This window comes from Mycolicibacter kumamotonensis (assembly GCF_002086285.1).
GTDB classification, from domain to species: Bacteria; Actinomycetota; Actinomycetes; order Mycobacteriales; family Mycobacteriaceae; genus Mycobacterium; species Mycobacterium kumamotonense.
This window is the reverse complement of the sequence record NZ_MVHU01000001.1, coordinates 64503-83118: the sequence shown is the minus strand read 5'-3', so window position 1 is coordinate 83118 and position 18616 is coordinate 64503. Positions and strand designations below refer to the sequence as shown.

Genomic DNA, 18616 nt, shown 5'->3' with positions numbered 1-18616 from the left:
GGCTTGTCCGCGGCTCCTAAGCCGACGAACGGGCGCGCAGCACCTCCAGCGCCTTGTCGGCGTGGGTGTCCATCGAGAATTCGCTGGCGATCACCTCGAGCACGGTGCGGTCGGTGTCGATGACGAAGGTGGTCCGTTTCACCGGCATCAACTTGCCGAGTAGGCCGCGTTTGACGCCGAACCGGGCAGCCACCGTGCCATCGGTGTCGGACAACAGCGGGTAGTCGAAGCCCTGCTGGTCGGCGAACTTGGCCTGCTTGGCCACCGGGTCGACGCTGATCCCCACCCGCTGGGCCCCGACCGCGGCGAACTCGCCGGCCAGGTCACGGAAGTGGCAGGACTCCTTGGTGCAGCCGGGCGTCATCGCCGCCGGATAGAAGAACAGCACCACCGGCCCGTCTGCCAGTAATGCGCTGAGCTTGCGTGGTGTTCCGGTCTGGTCGGGCAGTTCGAAATCGGCCACGGTGTCGCCAGTTTTCATGGCCGCCAGGCTACTCCTGGCCCGATCGCCCCATCTGGGAAGATCATGAACGTGCACACCGCTAGCTCTTCCCCTGCCGGCACCGCGTCGCGGGCGGATTTCCGGGCCCTGGCTGCCGAGCACCGGGTGGTTCCGGTGACCCGCAAGGTGCTCGCCGACGCCGAGACCCCGCTGTCGGCCTACCGCAAGCTGGCGGCCAACCGGCCCGGAACCTTCCTGCTGGAGTCCGCGGAGAACGGGCGGTCCTGGTCGCGGTGGTCGTTCATCGGCGCCGGGACCTCCTCGGCGCTGACGGTGCGGGACGGTGAAGCGGTGTGGCTGGGCGCGGCCCCGCAGGGCGCCCCGACCGGCGGGGACCCGCTGGCGGCCCTGCGCGAGACCCTGACGCTGCTGGAGACGGCCGCCATTCCCGGGCTGCCGCCGCTGTCCAGCGGCCTGGTGGGCTTCTTCGCCTACGACATGGTGCGCCGCCTGGAGCGCCTGCCCGAGCTGGCCGTCGACGACCTGGCGCTGCCCGACATGCTGCTGTTGCTGGCCACCGACATGGCCGCGGTCGATCACCACGAGGGCACCATCACCTTGATCGCCAACGCGGTCAACTGGAACGGCACCGACGAGCGCGTCGACGAGGCCTACGACGACGCGATCGCTCGGCTCGACGTGATGACCGCGGCGCTGAGTCAGCCGCTGGAGTCCAGCGTCGCCACGTTCGACCGGCCCGAGCCGGTCTACCGAAGCCAGCGCACCCCCGAGGAGTACGGGGCGATCGTCGAGCGGCTGGTCGGTGAGATCGAGGCCGGCGAGGCGTTTCAGGTGGTGCCGTCCCAGCGTTTCGAGATGGACACCGATGTGGATGCGATCGATGTCTACCGGATGCTGCGGGTGTCCAATCCGAGCCCGTACATGTATCTGCTTCAGGTGCCCGACGATGGTGGGGGACTGGCTTTTTCGATCGTGGGTTCCAGCCCGGAGGCGTTGGTGACGGTCCAGGACGGCCGCGCGACCACCCATCCGATCGCCGGAACGCGGTGGCGCGGCGGGACCGAGGAGGAAGACCAGCTGCTGGAAAAGGACCTGCTGAACGACGACAAGGAGCGCGCCGAGCACCTGATGCTGGTCGACCTGGGCCGCAACGACCTGGGCCGGGTGTGTGTTCCGGGAACGGTCCGGGTGGTCGACTACAGCCACATCGAGCGCTACAGCCACGTCATGCACCTGGTGTCCACGGTCACCGGAGAGCTCGCCGAGGACCGCTCCGCACTGGATGCGGTGACCGCGTGCTTCCCGGCCGGTACCTTGTCCGGCGCACCCAAGGTCCGCGCGATGGAGTTGATCGAAGAGGTCGAGAAGACCCGGCGCGGGCTGTACGGCGGCGTCGTCGGCTATCTGGACTTCGCCGGCAACGCCGACTTCGCGATCGCGATCCGTACCGCCCTGCTCGCCCGCGGCACCGCCTACGTGCAGGCCGGCGGCGGGGTGGTGGCCGACTCCAACGGCCCCTACGAGTACACCGAGGCCTCCAACAAGGCCCGCGCGGTGCTGGCCGCGATCGCCGCCGCCGAGACGCTGACGGCGCCGGGGTCCGATGACTGAGGTCCGGCCCCGTCGCGGCACCGTGGCGCTGCGGGTGGCACAACTGCTGCTGGTGGTGGCCGCCGGCGGCCTGTGGGGCGCATCCCGGCTGCCGTGGGTGCTGATCCGCTCGTTCGACGGGCTGGGGCAGCCCAGGCAGGTCGCGGTCACCGGGGCGTCGTGGTCGACGGCGCTGGTGCCGTTGGCATGGGTGTGCCTGGCCGCCGCCGTCGCCACGGTCGCGGTGCGAGGCTGGCAGCTGCGTGCGCTGGCCGTGTTGATGGCCGTGGTGAGCCTGGCGGCCGGATATCTGGCGCTGAGCATGTGGGTGGTGCGCGATATTGCGCTTCGGGCCCTCGACATCGCCGAGATCCCGCTGACCTCGCTGCTGGGAACCGACCGCCGCCTCGCCGGCGCGGTGTTGACCCTGCTCGCCGCCGTGGGTGTCCTGGCCGCTGCCGCGCTACTCATGCGCGCGGCGGCGCAGGACCGCGGCGGCGACACCAAATACGCGACGCCGGCGGCGCGCCGGGCGGCCGCCGCGGACGCCGGCTCCGGCCCGGCGGCCACTGCGGGTGCCCCGGAGATGTCGGAACGAATGATGTGGGACGCGCTCGACGAGGGTTGCGACCCGACAGAAGCGCCGCCCGGCGCCGACCCCGAGGGCCGGTGACATCCCGGACCGTGACGGTGGTTACCCTTCGAGGGAGGTCGATCAAGGTCCGAGACAAGCGGGAGAGGAACCGGCAGACATGAGTTCGGCAACCGTGCTCGACTCCATCATCGAGGGAGTCTGCGCCGACGTTGCCGCCCGGGAGGCCGTCGTCAGCCTGGCGGAAGTCAAGGCGGCAGCCGAGGCCATGCCCGCGCCGCGGGACGTCATGGCGGCACTGCGAGAGCCCGGCATCGCGGTCATCGCCGAGGTCAAGCGCGCCAGCCCGTCCAAGGGCCAGCTGGCGCCCATCGCCGACCCTGCCGAACTCGCCTGCTCCTACGCCGAGGGCGGTGCCCGCGCGATCAGCGTGCTGACCGAACAGCGCCGGTTCAACGGCTCGTTGGCCGACCTCGACGCCGTGCGCGCCGCGGTGTCGATCCCGGTGCTGCGCAAAGACTTCATCGTGCGGCCCTACCAGATTCACGAGGCCCGCGCTCACGGCGCCGACATGCTGTTGCTGATCGTCGCGGCGCTCGAGCAGCAGGCCCTGGTGTCGATGCTCGACCGCACCGAATCGCTGGGGATGACCGCGCTGGTGGAGGTGCACACCGAGGAAGAGGCCGACCGGGCCCTGACCGCCGGCGCGAAGGTGATCGGGGTCAACGCCCGCGACCTGACCACGCTGGAGGTCGACCGGGACTGTTTCGCGCGGATCGCGCCGGGACTGCCCACCGAGGTGGTCAAGATCGCCGAGTCCGGAGTGCGCGGCACCGCGGACCTGCTGGCCTACGCCGGAGCCGGTGCGGACGCCGTCCTGGTCGGTGAGGGACTGGTCACCAGCGGCGACCCACGGGCGGCCGTTGCCGATTTGGTCAGTGCGGGTAAGCATCCGTCCTGCCCGAAGTCGGCCCGCTAAATGTCGGACACCACGCAGCCGAATCTTCCGCGTGCCAGCGCCGGAGTGGCCGAACCGAGCGGGCACGACCCAGACGCCCGCGGGCACTTCGGCGTCTACGGCGGCCGGTACGTCGCCGAGGCGTTGATGGCGGTCATCGAGGAGGTCACCGCCGCCTACGACAAGGTGCGCAACGACCGCGAGTTCCTCGACACCCTCGACAACCTGCAGACGCACTACACCGGCCGCCCCTCACCCCTGTATGAGGCGCAGCGACTGACCGCCCACGCCGGCGGGGCACGCATCTTCCTCAAACGGGAGGACCTGAACCACACCGGCTCGCACAAGATCAACAACGTGCTCGGCCAGGCCTTGCTGGCCCGGCGCATGGGCAAGACCCGGGTGATCGCCGAGACCGGTGCCGGCCAGCACGGGGTGGCCACCGCCACCGCCTGCGCCCTGCTGGGGCTGGAGTGCGTGATCTACATGGGCGCCGTCGACACCCGCCGCCAAGCCCTCAATGTGGCCCGGATGCGGTTGCTGGGCGCGGAGGTGGTCTCGGTGGAATCGGGCTCGCAGACCTTGAAGGACGCCATCAACGAGGCGTTCCGGGACTGGGTGACCAACGCCGAGGCCACCTACTACTGCTTCGGAACTGCGGCCGGGCCGCACCCGTTCCCGACCATGGTGCGCGACTTCCAGCGGGTCGTCGGCATGGAAACGCGGGTGCAGATACAGCAGATGGCGGGCCGGCTGCCCGACGCCGTGGTGGCCTGCGTGGGCGGCGGGTCGAACGCCATCGGCATCTTCCACGCCTTCCTCGACGACCCGGCGGTACGGCTGATCGGCTACGAGGCCGCCGGTGACGGTGTGGCCACCGGTCGGCACGCCGCGACGTTCGCCGGTGGATCCCCCGGGGCGTTTCAGGGATCGTTCTCCTACCTGCTGCAGGACGAGGACGGTCAGACCATCGAGTCGCACTCGATCTCGGCGGGGCTGGACTACCCCGGGGTCGGCCCCGAACACGCCTGGCTGCGCGAGACCGGGCGGGCCGAGTACCAGCCCATCACCGACGCTGAGGCGATGGATGCATTCGGAATCCTGTGCCGCACTGAGGGAATCATTCCGGCGATCGAATCCGCGCACGCGGTGGCGGGCGCGCTGAAACTGGCCGCCGAGCTGGGCCCGGGCAAAATCGTCGTGGTGAACGTATCCGGGCGCGGCGACAAGGATGTCGAGACCGCCGCCAAGTGGTTCGGCCTGCTCGACGACGGCGGCCCGCAATGAGCGGTCACGCCGGCGACCGGCTGGCCTCGATGTTCGCCGAGTGCCGAGAGGAGGGCCGGGCCGCGCTGATCGGCTACCTGCCGACCGGCTACCCGGATGTGCCGGGCTCCATCGCCGCGATGACCACACTGGTCGAATCGGGTTGCGACCTCATCGAAGTCGGTGTGCCGTACTCGGATCCGGGCATGGACGGACCGACGATCGCGCGGGCCACCGAGACCGCCCTGCACGGGGGGGTCCGGGTGCGTGACACCTTGACCGCGGTCGAGGCGATCGCGAGTTCCGGTGGCCGCGCGGTGGTGATGACCTACTGGAATCCGGTGCTGCGCTACGGGGTCGACGCGTTCGCTCGCGATCTGGCATCGGCCGGCGGCCTGGGGCTGATCACCCCCGATCTGATCGTCGACGAGGCGGACGAGTGGCTGGCGGCATCCGAGCAGCATGCGCTGGATCGGATCTTTCTGGTGGCGCCGTCGTCGACGCCGCAGCGTCTGGCCGAGACGGCACACGCCTCGAGCGGATTCGTCTACGCTGCCTCCACGATGGGCGTCACCGGCGCCCGTGACACGGTGTCGAACGCGGCGCCGGAACTGGTCCGCCGGGTGCGGGAGGTCTCTGATATTCCGGTCGGGGTGGGCTTGGGTGTGCGGTCGGGTGCGCAGGCCGCCGAGATCGGCGCCTACACCGACGGCGTGATCGTCGGTTCAGCACTGGTCACCGCACTCGCCGGCGGCCTGGCCGCGTTGCGATCCCTCGGTGAGGAACTCGCGGCGGGTGTGCGTCAAAAGGATTCGTAGAGATGACATTGAACTGGCTGACGTACTTTCCCAGTCCCGCGCGTGGCGTCTGGCATCTCGGCCCGATCCCGATCCGTGCTTATGCCCTGTGCATCATCATCGGCATCGTCGTCGCCCTGCTGATCGGTGACCGGCGGTGGCGGGCACGCGGCGGTGAGCCGGGGGTCATCTATGACATCGCGCTGTGGGCGGTGCCGTTCGGGTTGATCGGCGGGCGGCTGTATCACCTGATGACGGACTGGCGGACCTACTTCGGTGAGGGCGGCGCCGGATGGGAAGCGACGCCGCGCATCTGGGACGGCGGCCTGGGGATCTGGGGTGCGGTGGCGCTCGGCGGTGTCGGCGCCTGGATCGGCTGCCGTCGTCGTGGAATTCCACTGCCCGCCTTCGGTGACGCCGTCGCGCCCGGCATCGTGCTGGCGCAGGCGATCGGGCGCATCGGCAACTACTTCAACCAGGAGCTCTACGGGCGGGAAACGACGCTGCCGTGGGGCCTGGAGATCTTCTGGCGCGAGGACGGCGCCGGGGTACGCGATCCGCACCTGCTTGACGGGATTTCGACCGGCGAACTGTACAAGATCGTCCAGCCGACGTTCCTGTACGAATTGCTCTGGAATCTCCTGGTGTTCGCCGTGCTGATCTACGCTGATCGGCGATTCCGCATGGGGCACGGTCGGCTTTTCGCGCTCTACGTCGCCGGTTACTGCATCGGGCGCTTCGGGATCGAACTGTTGCGGGACGACGCAGCCACCCACATCGCCGGGATCCGGGTGAACTCGTTCACCTCGACATTCGTGTTCATCGGCGCGGTGGTGTACATCCTGCTGGCAACCAAGGGCCGCGAGGATCCGGACGTCATCCGCCGCGCCTGGGAGCAGACGGCGCCCGAGGACCGGGAGGCCGTTGCCGCCGAACCGGAACCGGAGGCCGAAGAAGAGCTGGAGTTGGTGGCGGTCGCCCCCGCCAATGGCGTCGGGTCAGTGGTCCGGCTGCCGAAAAGGCTTACCGGTGAGGGCGAATCCGAGTCGGCGGTCGACGAGGTCGACGAGGCTGACGACGTTGTCGCCGAAGACACCGACATCGCCGAAGACACCGTAGACACCGACATCGCCGACGAGGCCGACGTCACCGCAGACACTGCAGCGGCCGACTCCGAGAACGAGGCCGCAACCGACGAGAACCCCGACGTCGACACCGACCAGGATAGCGACGCCGGCGAGGTCGAGGACGCCGACGAGAGCGAAGACGCTGACGAGGCCGACGAGGCCGAAGCACCCTCCGAGGAAGATCTTGAGCCCGCGTCGGAGGCCGACGAACCGGCGGATACCGATGCGGACGAGGCAGACCAGCCCGACGAGACCGCCACCGACACCGACGGCAACGACGACGAAGTCGAACCCGAGGCGGCACCAGAAGAAGACGTCGAAGCCGAGGTGGAGACCGACACCGAGCCCGGCGACGATGACATCGACGACTCAGGCCAGGACTCCGACGCCGGAACCGAGCCGGACTCCGAGCCCGAGCCCGAAGCGGACTCCGCCGAGGACTCTGACCAGGCCTGACAGCGGTCCCACCGCCCGGGTCGGCATTTCTGGCATCCTCGCAGACATGACCGAACCGTCCTGGCCTCCGGCCGGGCCACCGGGCAGCTGGCAGCCCTACCAGCAGCCCCCGGGCTTTCCGCCCCCGTATCCGGGCTACCCGGACATGTGGGCGCCCTTCGGCCGCCACCCGGTGACCGGGCAGCCGTACTCGGACAAGTCGAAAGTCACCGCGGCGCTGCTACAGCTGCTCGGGCTCTTCGGTTTTCTCGGGTTCGGCCGGATGTATCTGGGGCACACCGGTCTGGGTTTGATCCAGCTGTTGATCGGTGTGTTGGCCACCGTCACCACCTACGGTATCGGTATCGGCGTGCCGATCATCTCGAGCATCATCGAGGTGATCCTCATCTTCAGCGGGCGGGTGCACGACAAGCACGGTAGGACGCTGCGCGACGGTACGCCCTAACCCGTTGGCGCCAACCGTTCCTGAGGAAGGCGGCTCAGCCGGTCCGACTATGCTGACGGCGTGAATCGACGCGGCAAGATCGTCTGCACTCTCGGACCGGCGACCCACTCCGCGGAGATGGTCAGGGCGTTGGTCGACGCCGGCATGGACGTGGCCCGGCTGAACTTCAGCCACGGCGACCACGAAGACCACCAGGCCTCCTACGAGTGGGTGCGCCTCGCCTCGGACGCGACCGGGCGGGCGGTCGGCGTGCTAGCCGATCTACAGGGGCCCAAGATCCGGCTGGGGCGTTTCGCCGACGGGCCCACCTTCTGGGCGACCGGTGAGACGGTGCGGATCACCGTCGCCGACTGCCCCGGCGACCATGATCGCGTTTCCACCACCTACAGGCAGCTGGCCGCCGACGCCGCGCCCGGTGACCGGGTTCTGGTCGACGACGGCAAGGTGGGCCTGGTCGTCGAGCACATCGACGGCGACGACGTGGTGTGCACGGTCACCGAGGGCGGCCCGGTCAGCAACCACAAGGGCATGTCCCTACCGGGCATGAAGGTCTCGGCGCCCGCGCTGTCGGAAAAAGACATCGAAGACCTGGAATTCGCTCTGAAGCTCGGCGTCGACATGGTGGCACTGTCGTTCGTGCGCTCGCCGTCGGATGTCGAGTTGGTGCACGAGGTGATGGATCGGGTCGGGCGCAGGGTGCCGGTGATCGCCAAACTCGAGAAGCCCGAGGCGATCGACAACCTCGAAGCCGTGGTGCTGGCGTTCGACGCGGTGATGGTGGCCCGCGGTGACCTGGGGGTGGAGCTTGCCCTTGAAGAGGTGCCGCTGGTGCAGAAGCGTGCCATCCAGATGGCGCGGGAGAACGCCCGGCCGGTGATCGTGGCGACCCAGATGCTGGAGTCGATGATCGAGAACTTCCGGCCGACCCGCGCCGAGGCGTCCGATGTGGCCAACGCGGTGCTTGACGGCGCCGACGCGGTGATGCTCTCCGGTGAGACCGCAGTGGGTAAGTACGCCTTGGAGGCGGTGCGCACGATGAGCAGGATCGTGTGCGCAGTGGAGGAGAATTCCACTGCGGCACCACCGTTGACGCATGTGCCGCGCACCAAGCGCGGGGTGATCTCCTATGCCGCCCGCGAGATCGGCGAACGCCTCGACGCCAAGGCATTGGTGGCTTTCACCCAGTCGGGTGACACCGTGCGGCGGTTGGCCCGGTTGCACACCCCGCTGCCGTTGCTCGCCTTCACCGCGCTGCCCGAGGTGCGCAGTCAACTCGCAATGACCTGGGGCACTGAGACTTTCATCGTCCCGCAGATGCAGTCGACCGACGGGATGATCCGGCAGGTCGACAAGGCGCTCCTGGATCTGGGTCGCTACCAGCGCGGTGATCTGGTGGTCATCGTCGCGGGCGCCCCGCCGGGCACCGTCGGCTCGACCAACCTGATCCACGTGCACCGGATCGGGGAGGACGACGTCTAGTGCCGAACGAGCCGAACACGGACTTCGAAGAGTTGATGGCCGTCCTGGACCTCAACGCCACTGAAGACGACGTGTTCGTCGGATCGCACCCCAGCAAGACGCCGTTGCGTACCTTCGGTGGACAGCTGATGGCGCAGTCATTCGTCGCCGCGAGCCGCACCGTCGCCGGCCACCTGCCGCCCGGCGCGCTGTCGGTCCACTTCATCAATGGCGGAGATCCGTCCCGCGACATCGAATTCCGGGTGCACCGGCTCCGCGACGAACGCCGGTTCGCCAACCGCCGCGTCGACGCGCTGCAGGGCGACACCCTGATCGCCACCGCGATGGTCTCCTACCTGTCGGGTGGTCGCGGGCTCGAGCACGGGGTGGAAGCGCCCGCGGTCGCCGATCCGGAGACCCTGCCCAGGGTCCGCGAGGTGCTCGAGGGCTACGAGGAGGTCGTGCCCGGTTTCGTCAACGCGCCCCACCCCATCGAATGGCGCTACACCAATGATCCGGCCTGGGTGATGCGCGACAAGGGGGAGCGGCTCGACCACAATCGGGTCTGGATGAAGGCCGACGGGGAGCTGCCCGAGGATCCGGTGCTGCACACCGCGCTGATGGTGTATTCCTCCGACACCACCGTGCTGGATTCGATCATCACCACCCACGGGCTGTCGTGGGGCTTCGACCGGATCTTCGCGGCGAGCGCCAACCACACCCTGTGGTTTCACCGGCCGGTGCGTTTCGACGACTGGGTGCTGTACTCGACGTCATCACCGGTGGCCGCCGATTCACGCGGGCTGGGCACCGGACACTTCTTCGACCGATCCGGCCGGCTCGTCGCCACCGCCACCCAGGAGGGCGTGCTGATGTACTTCCCGAGCGCCAAGCGCTAGCCCGACGGCGCCCGGTTTCGCCGCGCTCGCCACCGCTGCTAGGCGGGCATCAGCGCCGAGTCGGAGGATTCCTGTACCAGGGGCGGCGCTTCGGCGGAGCCGAACTTGTTCTCGAAATGCTCACGGAACCGATCGGTGCACTGTTGCTGCGCGGCAGTATCCGAACCCGCCTTCGTCATGCAGTCCACGTAGTCCCCGCCGCCCGCTGTCCGCCAGATGCCGACGTAGACGAAGATGCAGCCGATTCCGGCCACCACGGCCAATACACCGAGCACGATGCCGGCGATAGCGACCCCGCCGTTGTCGGCTTCCCCGCGCTTGGCGCGGCTGTGACCGACGAATCCGAGCACGATCGCGACGATGCCCAGTAATACCCCGCCGACCACCGACAGCGCGGTCACGATTCCGGCGATCGCTACCACCAGGGCCGCGATGCCCGCACCGTTCCTGGGCGCGCCATGCGGGCCGGGCGGAGGGTAGCCGGGGTACTGCCCGGGCGCCGGGTAAGGGTAGGGGTAGCCCGGCGGGGGATAGCCACCGCCGGCCGGTGACCAGGACGGTCGAGACTCAGGTGACAGCGAGGGCATCCCGGACTCGGGCATTGCGCGGACTCCACATCAGAGCATCAGACAGGTGTCAAACGGGTTAGAACTCAGGGTACCCGCGTTGGTGTCGACGGGTCCTGGAGTTGCCGGGCCGGTTATCTGCCCACTGCCGCGTCGATCCTGCGGGACGCGCTCCGGATCTTGAAGGCCGCCACGATCTCGACGATCCCGATGACGATCAGCCAGCTGCCGACCACCAGCGCCAAAATCCACAGCGAAGTGAACGGCGCCGCCAACGTCACCAGCCCGGCCAGCAGGCTCAGGACGCCCATGAAGATCTGCCAGCCGCGGCCCGGCAACACCGGGTCGCTGATGGCCGCCACGGTGGTGGCCACACCGCGGAAGATGAAGCCGACCGCGATCCAGATAGCCAGCAGCAGCACCGCGAGGGCTTCCTCGTCGGAGTTGAAATGCCGGAAACACAACACCGCCAGAATCACCGCCGCGGTGCCACTGAGGAACAGCAGCACTCGTCCGCCCGCGGATATGACGGGCAGGCTGAACGCGAAGATCAGCTGGGCGACCCCGGTGATCAGCAGATAGATGCCGAACAACACGGCGGCAGCCAGGATGGTCCGGCCCGGCCAGGCCAGGATCAGCACACCCAGGGCCAGGGCCAGAACACCGGAGACCAGTGTCGACTTCCACAGATGTGGCAGCAGACCGGAGGGGGTTGTTTCCATGGCCGAAGTCTGGCACAAATGCCGCGCTGCGACCCGGGTATTCGGCCGCGACCGGCTTCTAGACGGCCGGCGCCACACGCGAGGCGTAGGTCTCGGCCAGGAATTGCTCGACGGCCAGTGCGGTGTGGGCGGCCCGGGGCGAGCCGAAGATGTCGAAGGCGTGCTGGGCCAACGGCAATTCCGCGTAGACCACGGGGCTGGTGCTGACCTCGCGCAACCGGGCGGTGAAGGCGCGCGCCTGCTCGACCGGCACCAGCGAGTCGTTGACCCCGTGCAGGACGAAAAACGGTGGGGCGTCAGCGGATATGTACGTCATCGGTGACGCGGCGCGGTAGGTGTCCGGGAATCGGCGCCGGCTCTGCTTGAACACGTAGGCGCTCAGCGCCGGCGTCAGCAGCGGATGCAGATCAGTGTCGCCGGTGAAGTCGTAGATGCCGTAGAAGGGAATCGCCGCCCGCACACTGGTATCGGCGTCGGCGAAACCCGGCTGGAAGCGCGGGTCGCCCGCGGTCAGCGCGGTCAGCGCGCACAGGTGCCCGCCCGCCGAGCCGCCGGTGACCGCGACCCAGTCCGGGTCGCCGCCGTAGTCGGCGATGTGGGCTTTGGTCCAGGCCAGGGCGCGTTTGACGTCGATGATGTGATCGGGCCAGGTGGAACGCGGGCTGAGCCGGTAGTTGATCGACACACACACCCAGCCCCGCTCCACCAGGTGAGTCATCAGCGGATGCGCTTGGCCGCGTTTACTTCCCACCATCCAGGCGCCCCCGGGGACCTGCAGCAGGACCGGCGCGCGGCCGTCGCGCGGCAGGTCACGATGCCGCCACACGTCGAGGGTGTTGCGGCCGCCGTATTCGCCGTAGGGAATGTCGGCGTCGGTGGCGTAGTCACGGTAGACCCGCATCATGCGCACCAGGCCGGGCGCCTTCGCGATGTCGCCGTCCGGGCCCGGCCGCTTCCAGAGGTCCGCGCCGTCGGTGCGCCGCCCGGCACCGAGTTCGGCATCCAGCGCCGCGGTCAACGGCCGGTTGGCGGTGCGCCCGGCATGATTGAGCCCGAGCAGGCCCAGCCAGGACAGCGCCGAAACCAGCCAATTGAACCGCCGTGCCCGCGGCGGCAACCACCGCGACACCGCTGCCAGGGCCGCGGATTGCCCGGCGATCAGTTGCAGCGGAAGCTCCGAGGCGAACAGACCGAACGCGAACGCATACAGCGACGGATAGCCGTGCTTGGTCAGCGGGCGGTAACCGTTGAGGGTGGTGGCGAGTCCGGCGAGCGAGCCGAGCACAGCCAGAAGCCTCGTCATTGCGCTCCTCTGCGTTGTGGGACAACCTGGTCCGGCACCCTACCCAAGCCGGCTCGGTGACTCGCTCAGCGTGCAGGGACCGACAGCAATGACCGGGGTGCCGGACCGCGGGAGGCAGGCGGACGCTCGCCGACTAAAAACCAGGTGTGCACGACACCCTTGCCCTTGACCTTGACGTCGCCGCGCTCCTCGAACACGAAGTCGTCGCGCAATCGGTCGTAGACCTCCTGCGGTACTTGAATCCGGTCCTGGGCGCCGGTCGACTCCATCCGAGAGGCCAGGTTGACCGCGTCACCCCACACGTCGTAGAAGAACCGGCGATTTCCGACCACACCGGCAACGACCGGGCCGGTGGCCAGGCCGATCCGCAACGACACCGGCCGGCCCCGCGGATCGCGCAGTTCGGCGACGGTGTCGGCGATGTCGAGCGCCAGCCGCGCCAGCGCATGCAGGTGATCCGGTCTGGGGTTGGGGACTCCGCTGACCACCATGTAGGAATCGCCGCTGGTCTTGATCTTCTCCAATCCGTGCCGGTCGACGAGCCGGTCGAGCCCGGAGTAGAGCTCATTGAGGAATTCCACCAGCGGGCCGGGTTCGGTCTGGCTGGCCCGCCGGGTGAAGTCGGCGATATCGGCGAACAGCACCGAGGCGTCCGGATAGCTGTCGGCGATCACGTCCACGGCCGGGTTCTTCAGCCGGTCGGCGACCGCCGTCGGCAAGATGTTGGCCAGCAGCGCTTCGGAGCGTTCGTACTCTGCCTCCATCGCCGCTTCGGCGTGGGCGATCTCGCGCAGCGCGAACCAGATGGTGGCGACCACCATGAAGCACGCCGAGACCACCACCAACACGAAGGACAGGTTGCGCAGCCAGGCCGGCTGATTCAGATTGTCGGGCGGGACCAGGAACTGCAGGGCGATGGTCAGGGCCGCACCGACGCCCGCCACCGCGGCGGCCAGCTTGATCCGGTCCACGCCGAGGATGAGCACGCTGATCGACGCCGAGGCCAAGAAATAGAACTGGATGCCCGATCCGGTCCCGACCACCCAACAGACCACGAAGGTCGTCAGGTAGGCGATGGCGACGAACGTCAGTGGCGCGATCAGCTCGCCGTAGTGGTAGAGCAGCGGGGTCAGCACGAAGGCGGCGGCGGCCAGCAGGTTCAGCGCGCCGATCCACCAGTAGGTCGGGTCGGCCCAGATCTCCAGCAGCCCGAAGCCCGCGCTGATGCACGCGGCCAGCCCGGCAGACACCTTGAGGATCCGCAGCCGCTGCGACAGCCGCGCCGCGTAATGCCGGGTGCGGGCCGGGATGCAGTGCGAGCGCCGGTAGGGGCTTGGGCCTCGGCCGGCACCGCGAGGAACCGCTTGACGGTCACAATCGACAGCCTAATCCGGTGAGCTGCGCCGTTGGCGGTTTCACCGGCGGCTAGGGTCGGTGGCCATGGTGCTGCGTTCGGTCGCCCTGTTCGTGCTGGCCGCCGTCGCGGAGATCGGCGGCGCCTGGCTGGTGTGGCAGGGCGTACGCGAGCATCGCGGCCTGCTGTGGGCCGGCGCGGGCGTGATCGCCCTCGGGTTGTACGGCTTTGTGGCGACGTGGCAGCCCGACGCACATTTCGGCCGGATTCTGGCCGCCTACGGCGGGGTCTTCGTGGCGGGCTCGCTGGCCTGGGGTATGGCGTTCGACGGATTCCGACCCGATCGCGCCGATGTCCTCGGTGCGCTGATCTGTCTGACCGGGGTCGCGGTGATCATGTATGCACCGCGCTGATCGTGGTGCCCTCGGTGAGATTCGAACTCACACTGTACGGGTTTTGAATCCGTTTCCTCTGCCAGTTGGGATACGAGGGCGTGGGCGCTTGCGCGCGGGTCTTTACCTTAGACGATGCCCCCGAAGGGTTGCCGCCGGCGGCCGCCACGACAGAATGGGGTGATGACTGCGTCGACATCCGAGAGCGCCCCGCGCCCTGCCCGCCGGGTTCTGATCGCCGAGGACGAGGCGCTGATCCGCCTGGATCTCGCCGAAATGCTGCGGGAAGAGGGCTACGAGGTGGTGGGCGAGGCCGGCGACGGGCAGGAGGCCGTCGAGCTGGCCGAGCTGCTGCGCCCGGATCTGGTGATCATCGATGTGAAGATGCCGCGCCGCGACGGCATCGACGCGGCCTCGGAGATCGCCGGGAAACGCATCGCGCCGATCGTCATGCTCACCGCGTTCAGCCAGCGCGAATTGGTGGAACGCGCCCGCGCCGCCGGGGCGATGGCCTACCTGGTCAAGCCGTTCTCGGCCAGCGACCTGGTCCCGGCGATCGAGCTGGCGGTCAGCCGGGCCGAGGAGATCACCGCGCTGGAACGCGAAGTCAGCACCCTGTCCGAGCAGCTGGAGACCCGCAAGCTCATCGAGCGGGCCAAGGGGCTGCTGCAGTCCAAGCAGGGCCTGAGCGAGCCCGAGGCGTTCAAGTGGATTCAGCGGGCGGCGATGGACAAGCGGACCACGATGCGGCAGGTCGCCGAGGTGGTGCTGGAAACCCTCGACACGGCGGCGAACCCTCCGGCCTGACCCCCGTTGCGGTTGCGCAACCAGTAGGCTCGATGACGTGCAGCGCAGAATCATGGGCATCGAGACCGAGTTCGGTGTCACCTGCACCTTCCACGGCCACCGGCGACTGTCACCCGACGAGGTGGCACGGTACCTGTTCCGCCGGGTGGTGTCATGGGGCCGTAGTTCGAATGTGTTCCTGCGCAACGGCGCTCGATTGTATCTGGACGTCGGCAGCCATCCCGAGTACGCCACCGCCGAGTGCGACAACCTGACTCAGCTGGTCACGCATGATCGGGCCGGGGAACGGGTGCTCGAAGACCTGCTGATCGATGCCGAGCAGCGGCTGGCCGATGAGGGCATCGGCGGCGACATCTACCTGTTCAAGAACAACACCGACTCGGCCGGCAACTCCTACGGCTGCCACGAGAACTACCTGATCGTGCGGGCCGGGGAGTTCTCCCGGATCTCCGATGTGTTGCTGCCGTTTCTGGTGACCCGCCAGCTGATCTGCGGCGCCGGCAAGGTGCTGCAGACTCCCAAGGCCGCAACGTTCTGCTTGTCGCAGCGCGCCGAGCACATCTGGGAGGGCGTGTCGAGCGCGACCACGCGCTCCCGCCCGATCATCAACACCCGCGACGAGCCGCACGCCGACGCCGAGAAGTACCGGCGGCTGCACGTCATCGTCGGCGACTCCAACATGTCCGAGACCTCGACACTGCTCAAGGTCGGCAGCGCTGCCTTGGTGCTGGAGATGATCGAGGCGGGGGTGCCATTCCGGGACTTCTCGCTCGACAACCCCATTCGAGCGATCCGCGAGGTCAGCCACGACGTCACCGGCCGCCGTCCGGTGCGCCTGGCCGGGGGCCGTCAGGCCGGCGCCCTGGACATCCAGCGTGAGTACTACGGGCGCGCGGTGGAGTACGTGCGGACGCGGGCCAGCAACCCGCAGCTCGAGCAGGTCATCGACTTGTGGGGCCGCCAGCTCGACGCGGTCGAAACCCAGGATTTCGCGAAGGTCGACACCGAGATCGACTGGGTGATCAAGCGAAAGCTGTTCCAGCGCTACCAGGACCGCTACGACATGGAGTTGTCCGACCCCAAGATCGCCCAGCTGGATCTGGCCTACCACGACATCAAACGTGGCCGCGGCGTGTTCGATCTGCTGCAGCGCAAAGGCCTGGCGGCTCGGGTCACCACCGACGAGGAAGTCGACGAGGCGGTCGACACCCCGCCGCAGACCACCCGCGCCAAGCTGCGCGGCGAATTCATCAGCGCCGCACAGGCGGCGGGGCGCGACTTCACGGTCGACTGGGTGCACCTCAAGCTCAACGACCAGGCTCAGCGCACCGTGCTGTGCAAGGACCCGTTCCGGTCGGTGGACGAGCGGGTCAAGCGGCTCATCGCCAGCATGTAGCCGGCCCCAGGTCACATACGCGCCGGCTGCCCACATCCGACCGACCCGGCACCCGGCACCGCCTATTGTCTATTTTCATGGCGACCGCCAAAGTCGAACGACTCCTGAACCTCGTGATCGCGCTGCTGTCCACCCGCGGTTACCTCACCGCGGAGAAGATCCGCGCCACTGTGATCGGCTACGGTGACAGCCCCAGCGACGACGCGTTCTCCCGGATGTTCGAGCGCGACAAGAACGAGCTACGTGACCTGGGCATACCGTTGGAGACCGGCAAGGTCTCGGGTCTGGACACCGTCGAGGGGTACCGCATCAACCCCGAGGCCTACGCGCTGCCCGCCATCGAGCTGACCCGCGAAGAGGCCGCCGCGGTCGCGGTCGCAGTCCAGCTGTGGCAGTCGCCGGAGCTACGCGCCAACGCCCAAGGTGCGGTGGGCAAACTGCAGGCCGCCGGAGTCGAAGTGGATCCGGATCGCGCCGACGTGCTGGTCGCCCCGCCGGCGGCACTGCCCGGTATCCACCGCGCCGAGCCGGTGTTGGAGGCGCTGACCGATGCCGTACAGGCGGGGCAGGCCGTCCAGTTCGGTCACCGCCCGTCACCGGTCGCGCCCTACGCCACCCGCACCGTGGAGCCGTGGGGTGTGGTCACCCACCGCGGCCGGTGGTATCTGGTGGGCCACGACCGCGACCGCGACGCGGTCCGCACCTTCCGGATGTCGCGCATCGCCGACGACGTCACGCCGATCGGGCCGCCGGGCGCGGTCACCCGCCCCGACTCCGTCGATCTGCGCCAGATCGTGGCGGCCGCCGTGGGGGAGGCGCCCAGCGGTCTCCAGGCCCGCATCTGGGTCGCCGACGGCCGGGCGGTGGCTCTGCGCCGGGCCGGCACGGTGCTGGGCCGCGAGTCCTCGGGTGGGCGCGACGGCGACGTCATCGGCGTCGACATCGGCACACACGACCGGCTGGCCCGGGAGATCGCCGGTTACGGGGCCGACGCCGTCGTCCTAGCCCCGCCTTCGCTGCGCGAGGACGTCGTAGCCCGGCTCACCGCCTGCGCCCGGGAGGTGCCGGCGTGAACAACCTGTCGCATCGGCTGGTCCGGCTGTTGAACATGGTGCCCTACCTGCAGGCCCGTCCCGGGATTACCAAGAAGCAGGCCGCCGCCGAACTCGGCGTGAGCCTCGCGCAACTGCAGGCCGATCTGCATCAGCTGGTGATGTGTGGCCTACCCGGCTACGGGCCCGGGGATCTGATCGACGTGACCTTCTACGAGGACCGGCTCGACGTCCACGAGTCCGCGGGAGTGGATCGGCCGTTGCGGCTGACCTCGCCGGAGGCCACCGCCGTGCTCATGGCACTGCGGGCGCTGGTGGACATGCCCGGCATCGTCGACCCCCGAGCGGCCCGCGCCGCGATCGCCAAGATCGAGAACGCCGCCGGTCAGGCCGCCCACCCGGCCGCCGAACCCGTGGCTGAGGATGACCCGGTCGCCGGGATCGTCCGCGACGCCGTGCACCGCCATCGGGCACTGGCCCTCGACTACTACGCCGCCTCGCGGGACAGCTCATCGCACCGGATCGTCGACCCGATCCGGGTGGTGCTGATCGCCAACCACAGCTACCTGGAGGCGTGGTGCCGAGAATCCGCGGGCGTGCGGCTGTTCCGCTTCGATCGCATCGACGGCGCCGAGGTGCTCGACGAGCCGTCCGCGCCGCCGGTACCGGCGCGGCAGGCCGAGACCGATACGTCGCTGTTCGACGCCGACCCGTCGATGCCGGTCGCGACGGTGCGGGTGGCGCCCTCGGTGGCCTGGATGTTCGAGTACTACCCGATGCGGCTGGTGGGTGAGTTGGCCGATGGTTGGCGAGAGGCCGAGATGACGTATGCCTCCGACGAGTGGTTGACGCGGCTGCTGCTGGGGATGGGCGACGAGGTGCAGGTCTTGGCGCCCGAGTCACTGGCGACCCGGGTGCGCGAGGCCGCGGTGGCCGCCCTTGCGGCCTATGCCGGGGCCGACAGCGGCTAGCG

19 protein-coding genes and 1 tRNA gene are annotated in these 18616 nt (G+C 68.8%); 14 read left to right on the top strand and 6 right to left on the bottom strand.

What is annotated here, in order from left to right; all coding sequences use genetic code 11:
- Positions 1 to 16: 16 nt before the first annotated feature.
- Positions 17 to 481 (bottom strand): peroxiredoxin, encoded by a 465-nt coding sequence (locus BST28_RS00365; RefSeq protein ID WP_083079369.1) that lies wholly within the window; start codon positions 479 to 481, stop codon positions 17 to 19.
- Positions 482 to 526: 45 nt separating this feature from the next.
- On the opposite strand from BST28_RS00365, the gene BST28_RS00360 reads away from it, so the two are divergent.
- From BST28_RS00360 to BST28_RS00325, 9 genes are all read left to right on the top strand, one after another.
- The gene (locus tag BST28_RS00360) at positions 527 to 2074 is read left to right on the top strand and encodes an anthranilate synthase component I (RefSeq protein ID WP_083079368.1); all 1548 of its coding nucleotides are present in this window, start codon (positions 527 to 529) and stop codon (positions 2072 to 2074) included.
- Positions 2067 to 2726 (top strand): TIGR02234 family membrane protein, encoded by a 660-nt coding sequence (locus tag BST28_RS00355; RefSeq protein ID WP_019737745.1) that lies wholly within the window; start codon positions 2067 to 2069, stop codon positions 2724 to 2726. The genes BST28_RS00360 and BST28_RS00355 overlap by 8 nt, the downstream gene beginning before the upstream one ends.
- A gap of 79 nt (positions 2727 to 2805) precedes the next feature.
- Positions 2806 to 3624: an indole-3-glycerol phosphate synthase TrpC gene (trpC, locus tag BST28_RS00350; RefSeq protein WP_019737744.1), complete on the top strand. Its 819-nt coding sequence runs from the start codon at positions 2806 to 2808 to the stop codon at positions 3622 to 3624.
- Positions 3625 to 4890 (top strand): tryptophan synthase subunit beta, encoded by a 1266-nt coding sequence (gene trpB, locus BST28_RS00345; protein ID WP_083079366.1) that lies wholly within the window; start codon positions 3625 to 3627, stop codon positions 4888 to 4890.
- A complete protein-coding gene (gene trpA, locus BST28_RS00340) occupies positions 4887 to 5687 on the top strand; it encodes a tryptophan synthase subunit alpha (RefSeq protein WP_083079364.1) in 801 nt (266 codons plus the stop codon). The genes trpB and trpA overlap by 4 nt, the downstream gene beginning before the upstream one ends.
- 2 nt (positions 5688 to 5689) lie before the next feature.
- The gene (lgt, locus tag BST28_RS00335; RefSeq protein WP_109560600.1) at positions 5690 to 7249 is read left to right on the top strand and encodes a prolipoprotein diacylglyceryl transferase; all 1560 of its coding nucleotides are present in this window, start codon (positions 5690 to 5692) and stop codon (positions 7247 to 7249) included.
- 46 nt (positions 7250 to 7295) lie between these two features.
- Positions 7296 to 7694, top strand: a complete 399-nt coding sequence (locus tag BST28_RS23080; RefSeq protein ID WP_109560599.1) for an NINE protein — start codon at positions 7296 to 7298, stop codon at positions 7692 to 7694.
- 60 nt (positions 7695 to 7754) lie between these two features.
- Positions 7755 to 9173, top strand: coding sequence for a pyruvate kinase (gene pyk, locus BST28_RS00330; RefSeq protein ID WP_083079363.1), 1419 nt, complete (start codon positions 7755 to 7757; stop codon positions 9171 to 9173).
- Positions 9174 to 9208: 35 nt separating this feature from the next.
- Complete coding sequence (locus tag BST28_RS00325; RefSeq protein WP_083079548.1) at positions 9209 to 10051, top strand: acyl-CoA thioesterase II; 843 nt, start codon at positions 9209 to 9211, stop codon at positions 10049 to 10051.
- A gap of 38 nt (positions 10052 to 10089) precedes the next feature.
- On the opposite strand, the gene BST28_RS00320 is transcribed toward BST28_RS00325, so the two are convergent.
- From BST28_RS00320 to BST28_RS00305, 4 genes are all read right to left on the bottom strand, one after another.
- Positions 10090 to 10653 carry a DUF4190 domain-containing protein gene (locus BST28_RS00320; protein WP_019738695.1) on the bottom strand — a complete coding sequence of 188 codons (564 nt, stop codon included), beginning with the start codon at positions 10651 to 10653 and terminating at the stop codon, positions 10090 to 10092.
- 98 nt (positions 10654 to 10751) lie between these two features.
- The gene (locus BST28_RS00315; RefSeq protein WP_029249537.1) at positions 10752 to 11357 is read right to left on the bottom strand and encodes an HdeD family acid-resistance protein; all 606 of its coding nucleotides are present in this window, start codon (positions 11355 to 11357) and stop codon (positions 10752 to 10754) included.
- Positions 11358 to 11397: 40 nt separating this feature from the next.
- Entirely contained in the window at positions 11398 to 12642 is a 1245-nt protein-coding gene (locus BST28_RS00310) for an alpha/beta hydrolase (protein WP_083079361.1), read from the bottom strand.
- 65 nt (positions 12643 to 12707) lie between these two features.
- Positions 12708 to 13892 carry an adenylate/guanylate cyclase domain-containing protein gene (locus BST28_RS00305; RefSeq protein WP_234808148.1) on the bottom strand — a complete coding sequence of 395 codons (1185 nt, stop codon included), beginning with the start codon at positions 13890 to 13892 and terminating at the stop codon, positions 12708 to 12710.
- A 190-nt stretch (positions 13893 to 14082) separates the two neighbouring features.
- Here BST28_RS00305 and BST28_RS00300 point away from each other — a divergent pair, with 190 nt between their 5' ends.
- Complete coding sequence (locus BST28_RS00300; RefSeq protein ID WP_019736816.1) at positions 14083 to 14409, top strand: YnfA family protein; 327 nt, start codon at positions 14083 to 14085, stop codon at positions 14407 to 14409.
- A gap of 3 nt (positions 14410 to 14412) precedes the next feature.
- On the opposite strand, the gene BST28_RS00295 is transcribed toward BST28_RS00300, so the two are convergent.
- Positions 14413 to 14489, bottom strand: a tRNA-Leu gene (locus BST28_RS00295).
- An 82-nt stretch (positions 14490 to 14571) separates the two neighbouring features.
- Here BST28_RS00295 and BST28_RS00290 point away from each other — a divergent pair.
- From BST28_RS00290 to BST28_RS00275, 4 genes are all read left to right on the top strand, one after another.
- A complete protein-coding gene (locus tag BST28_RS00290) occupies positions 14572 to 15195 on the top strand; it encodes a two-component system response regulator PdtaR (RefSeq protein ID WP_083079358.1) in 624 nt (207 codons plus the stop codon).
- 37 nt (positions 15196 to 15232) lie between these two features.
- A complete protein-coding gene (pafA, locus tag BST28_RS00285; protein ID WP_019736814.1) occupies positions 15233 to 16591 on the top strand; it encodes a Pup--protein ligase in 1359 nt (452 codons plus the stop codon).
- A 77-nt stretch (positions 16592 to 16668) separates the two neighbouring features.
- Entirely contained in the window at positions 16669 to 17664 is a 996-nt protein-coding gene (locus BST28_RS00280; protein WP_083079357.1) for a helix-turn-helix transcriptional regulator, read from the top strand.
- Entirely contained in the window at positions 17661 to 18614 is a 954-nt protein-coding gene (locus BST28_RS00275) for a helix-turn-helix transcriptional regulator (RefSeq protein ID WP_109560598.1), read from the top strand. Before BST28_RS00280 ends, BST28_RS00275 begins: the two co-directional genes overlap by 4 nt.
- Positions 18615 to 18616 lie beyond the last annotated feature (2 nt).

Coding starts and splice junctions, on each gene's coding strand:
- BST28_RS00365 (WP_083079369.1), bottom strand. CDS start 481: ATGAAAACTGGCGACACCGTGGCCGATTTCGAACTGCCCGACCAGACC.
- BST28_RS00360 (WP_083079368.1), top strand. CDS start 527: ATGAACGTGCACACCGCTAGCTCTTCCCCTGCCGGCACCGCGTCGCGG.
- BST28_RS00355 (WP_019737745.1), top strand. CDS start 2,067: ATGACTGAGGTCCGGCCCCGTCGCGGCACCGTGGCGCTGCGGGTGGCA.
- trpC (WP_019737744.1), top strand. CDS start 2,806: ATGAGTTCGGCAACCGTGCTCGACTCCATCATCGAGGGAGTCTGCGCC.
- trpB (WP_083079366.1), top strand. CDS start 3,625: ATGTCGGACACCACGCAGCCGAATCTTCCGCGTGCCAGCGCCGGAGTG.
- trpA (WP_083079364.1), top strand. CDS start 4,887: ATGAGCGGTCACGCCGGCGACCGGCTGGCCTCGATGTTCGCCGAGTGC.
- lgt (WP_109560600.1), top strand. CDS start 5,690: ATGACATTGAACTGGCTGACGTACTTTCCCAGTCCCGCGCGTGGCGTC.
- BST28_RS23080 (WP_109560599.1), top strand. CDS start 7,296: ATGACCGAACCGTCCTGGCCTCCGGCCGGGCCACCGGGCAGCTGGCAG.
- BST28_RS00325 (WP_083079548.1), top strand. CDS start 9,209: ATGGCCGTCCTGGACCTCAACGCCACTGAAGACGACGTGTTCGTCGGA.
- BST28_RS00320 (WP_019738695.1), bottom strand. CDS start 10,653: ATGCCCGAGTCCGGGATGCCCTCGCTGTCACCTGAGTCTCGACCGTCC.
- BST28_RS00310 (WP_083079361.1), bottom strand. CDS start 12,642: ATGACGAGGCTTCTGGCTGTGCTCGGCTCGCTCGCCGGACTCGCCACC.
- BST28_RS00300 (WP_019736816.1), top strand. CDS start 14,083: ATGGTGCTGCGTTCGGTCGCCCTGTTCGTGCTGGCCGCCGTCGCGGAG.
- BST28_RS00290 (WP_083079358.1), top strand. CDS start 14,572: ATGACTGCGTCGACATCCGAGAGCGCCCCGCGCCCTGCCCGCCGGGTT.
- BST28_RS00280 (WP_083079357.1), top strand. CDS start 16,669: ATGGCGACCGCCAAAGTCGAACGACTCCTGAACCTCGTGATCGCGCTG.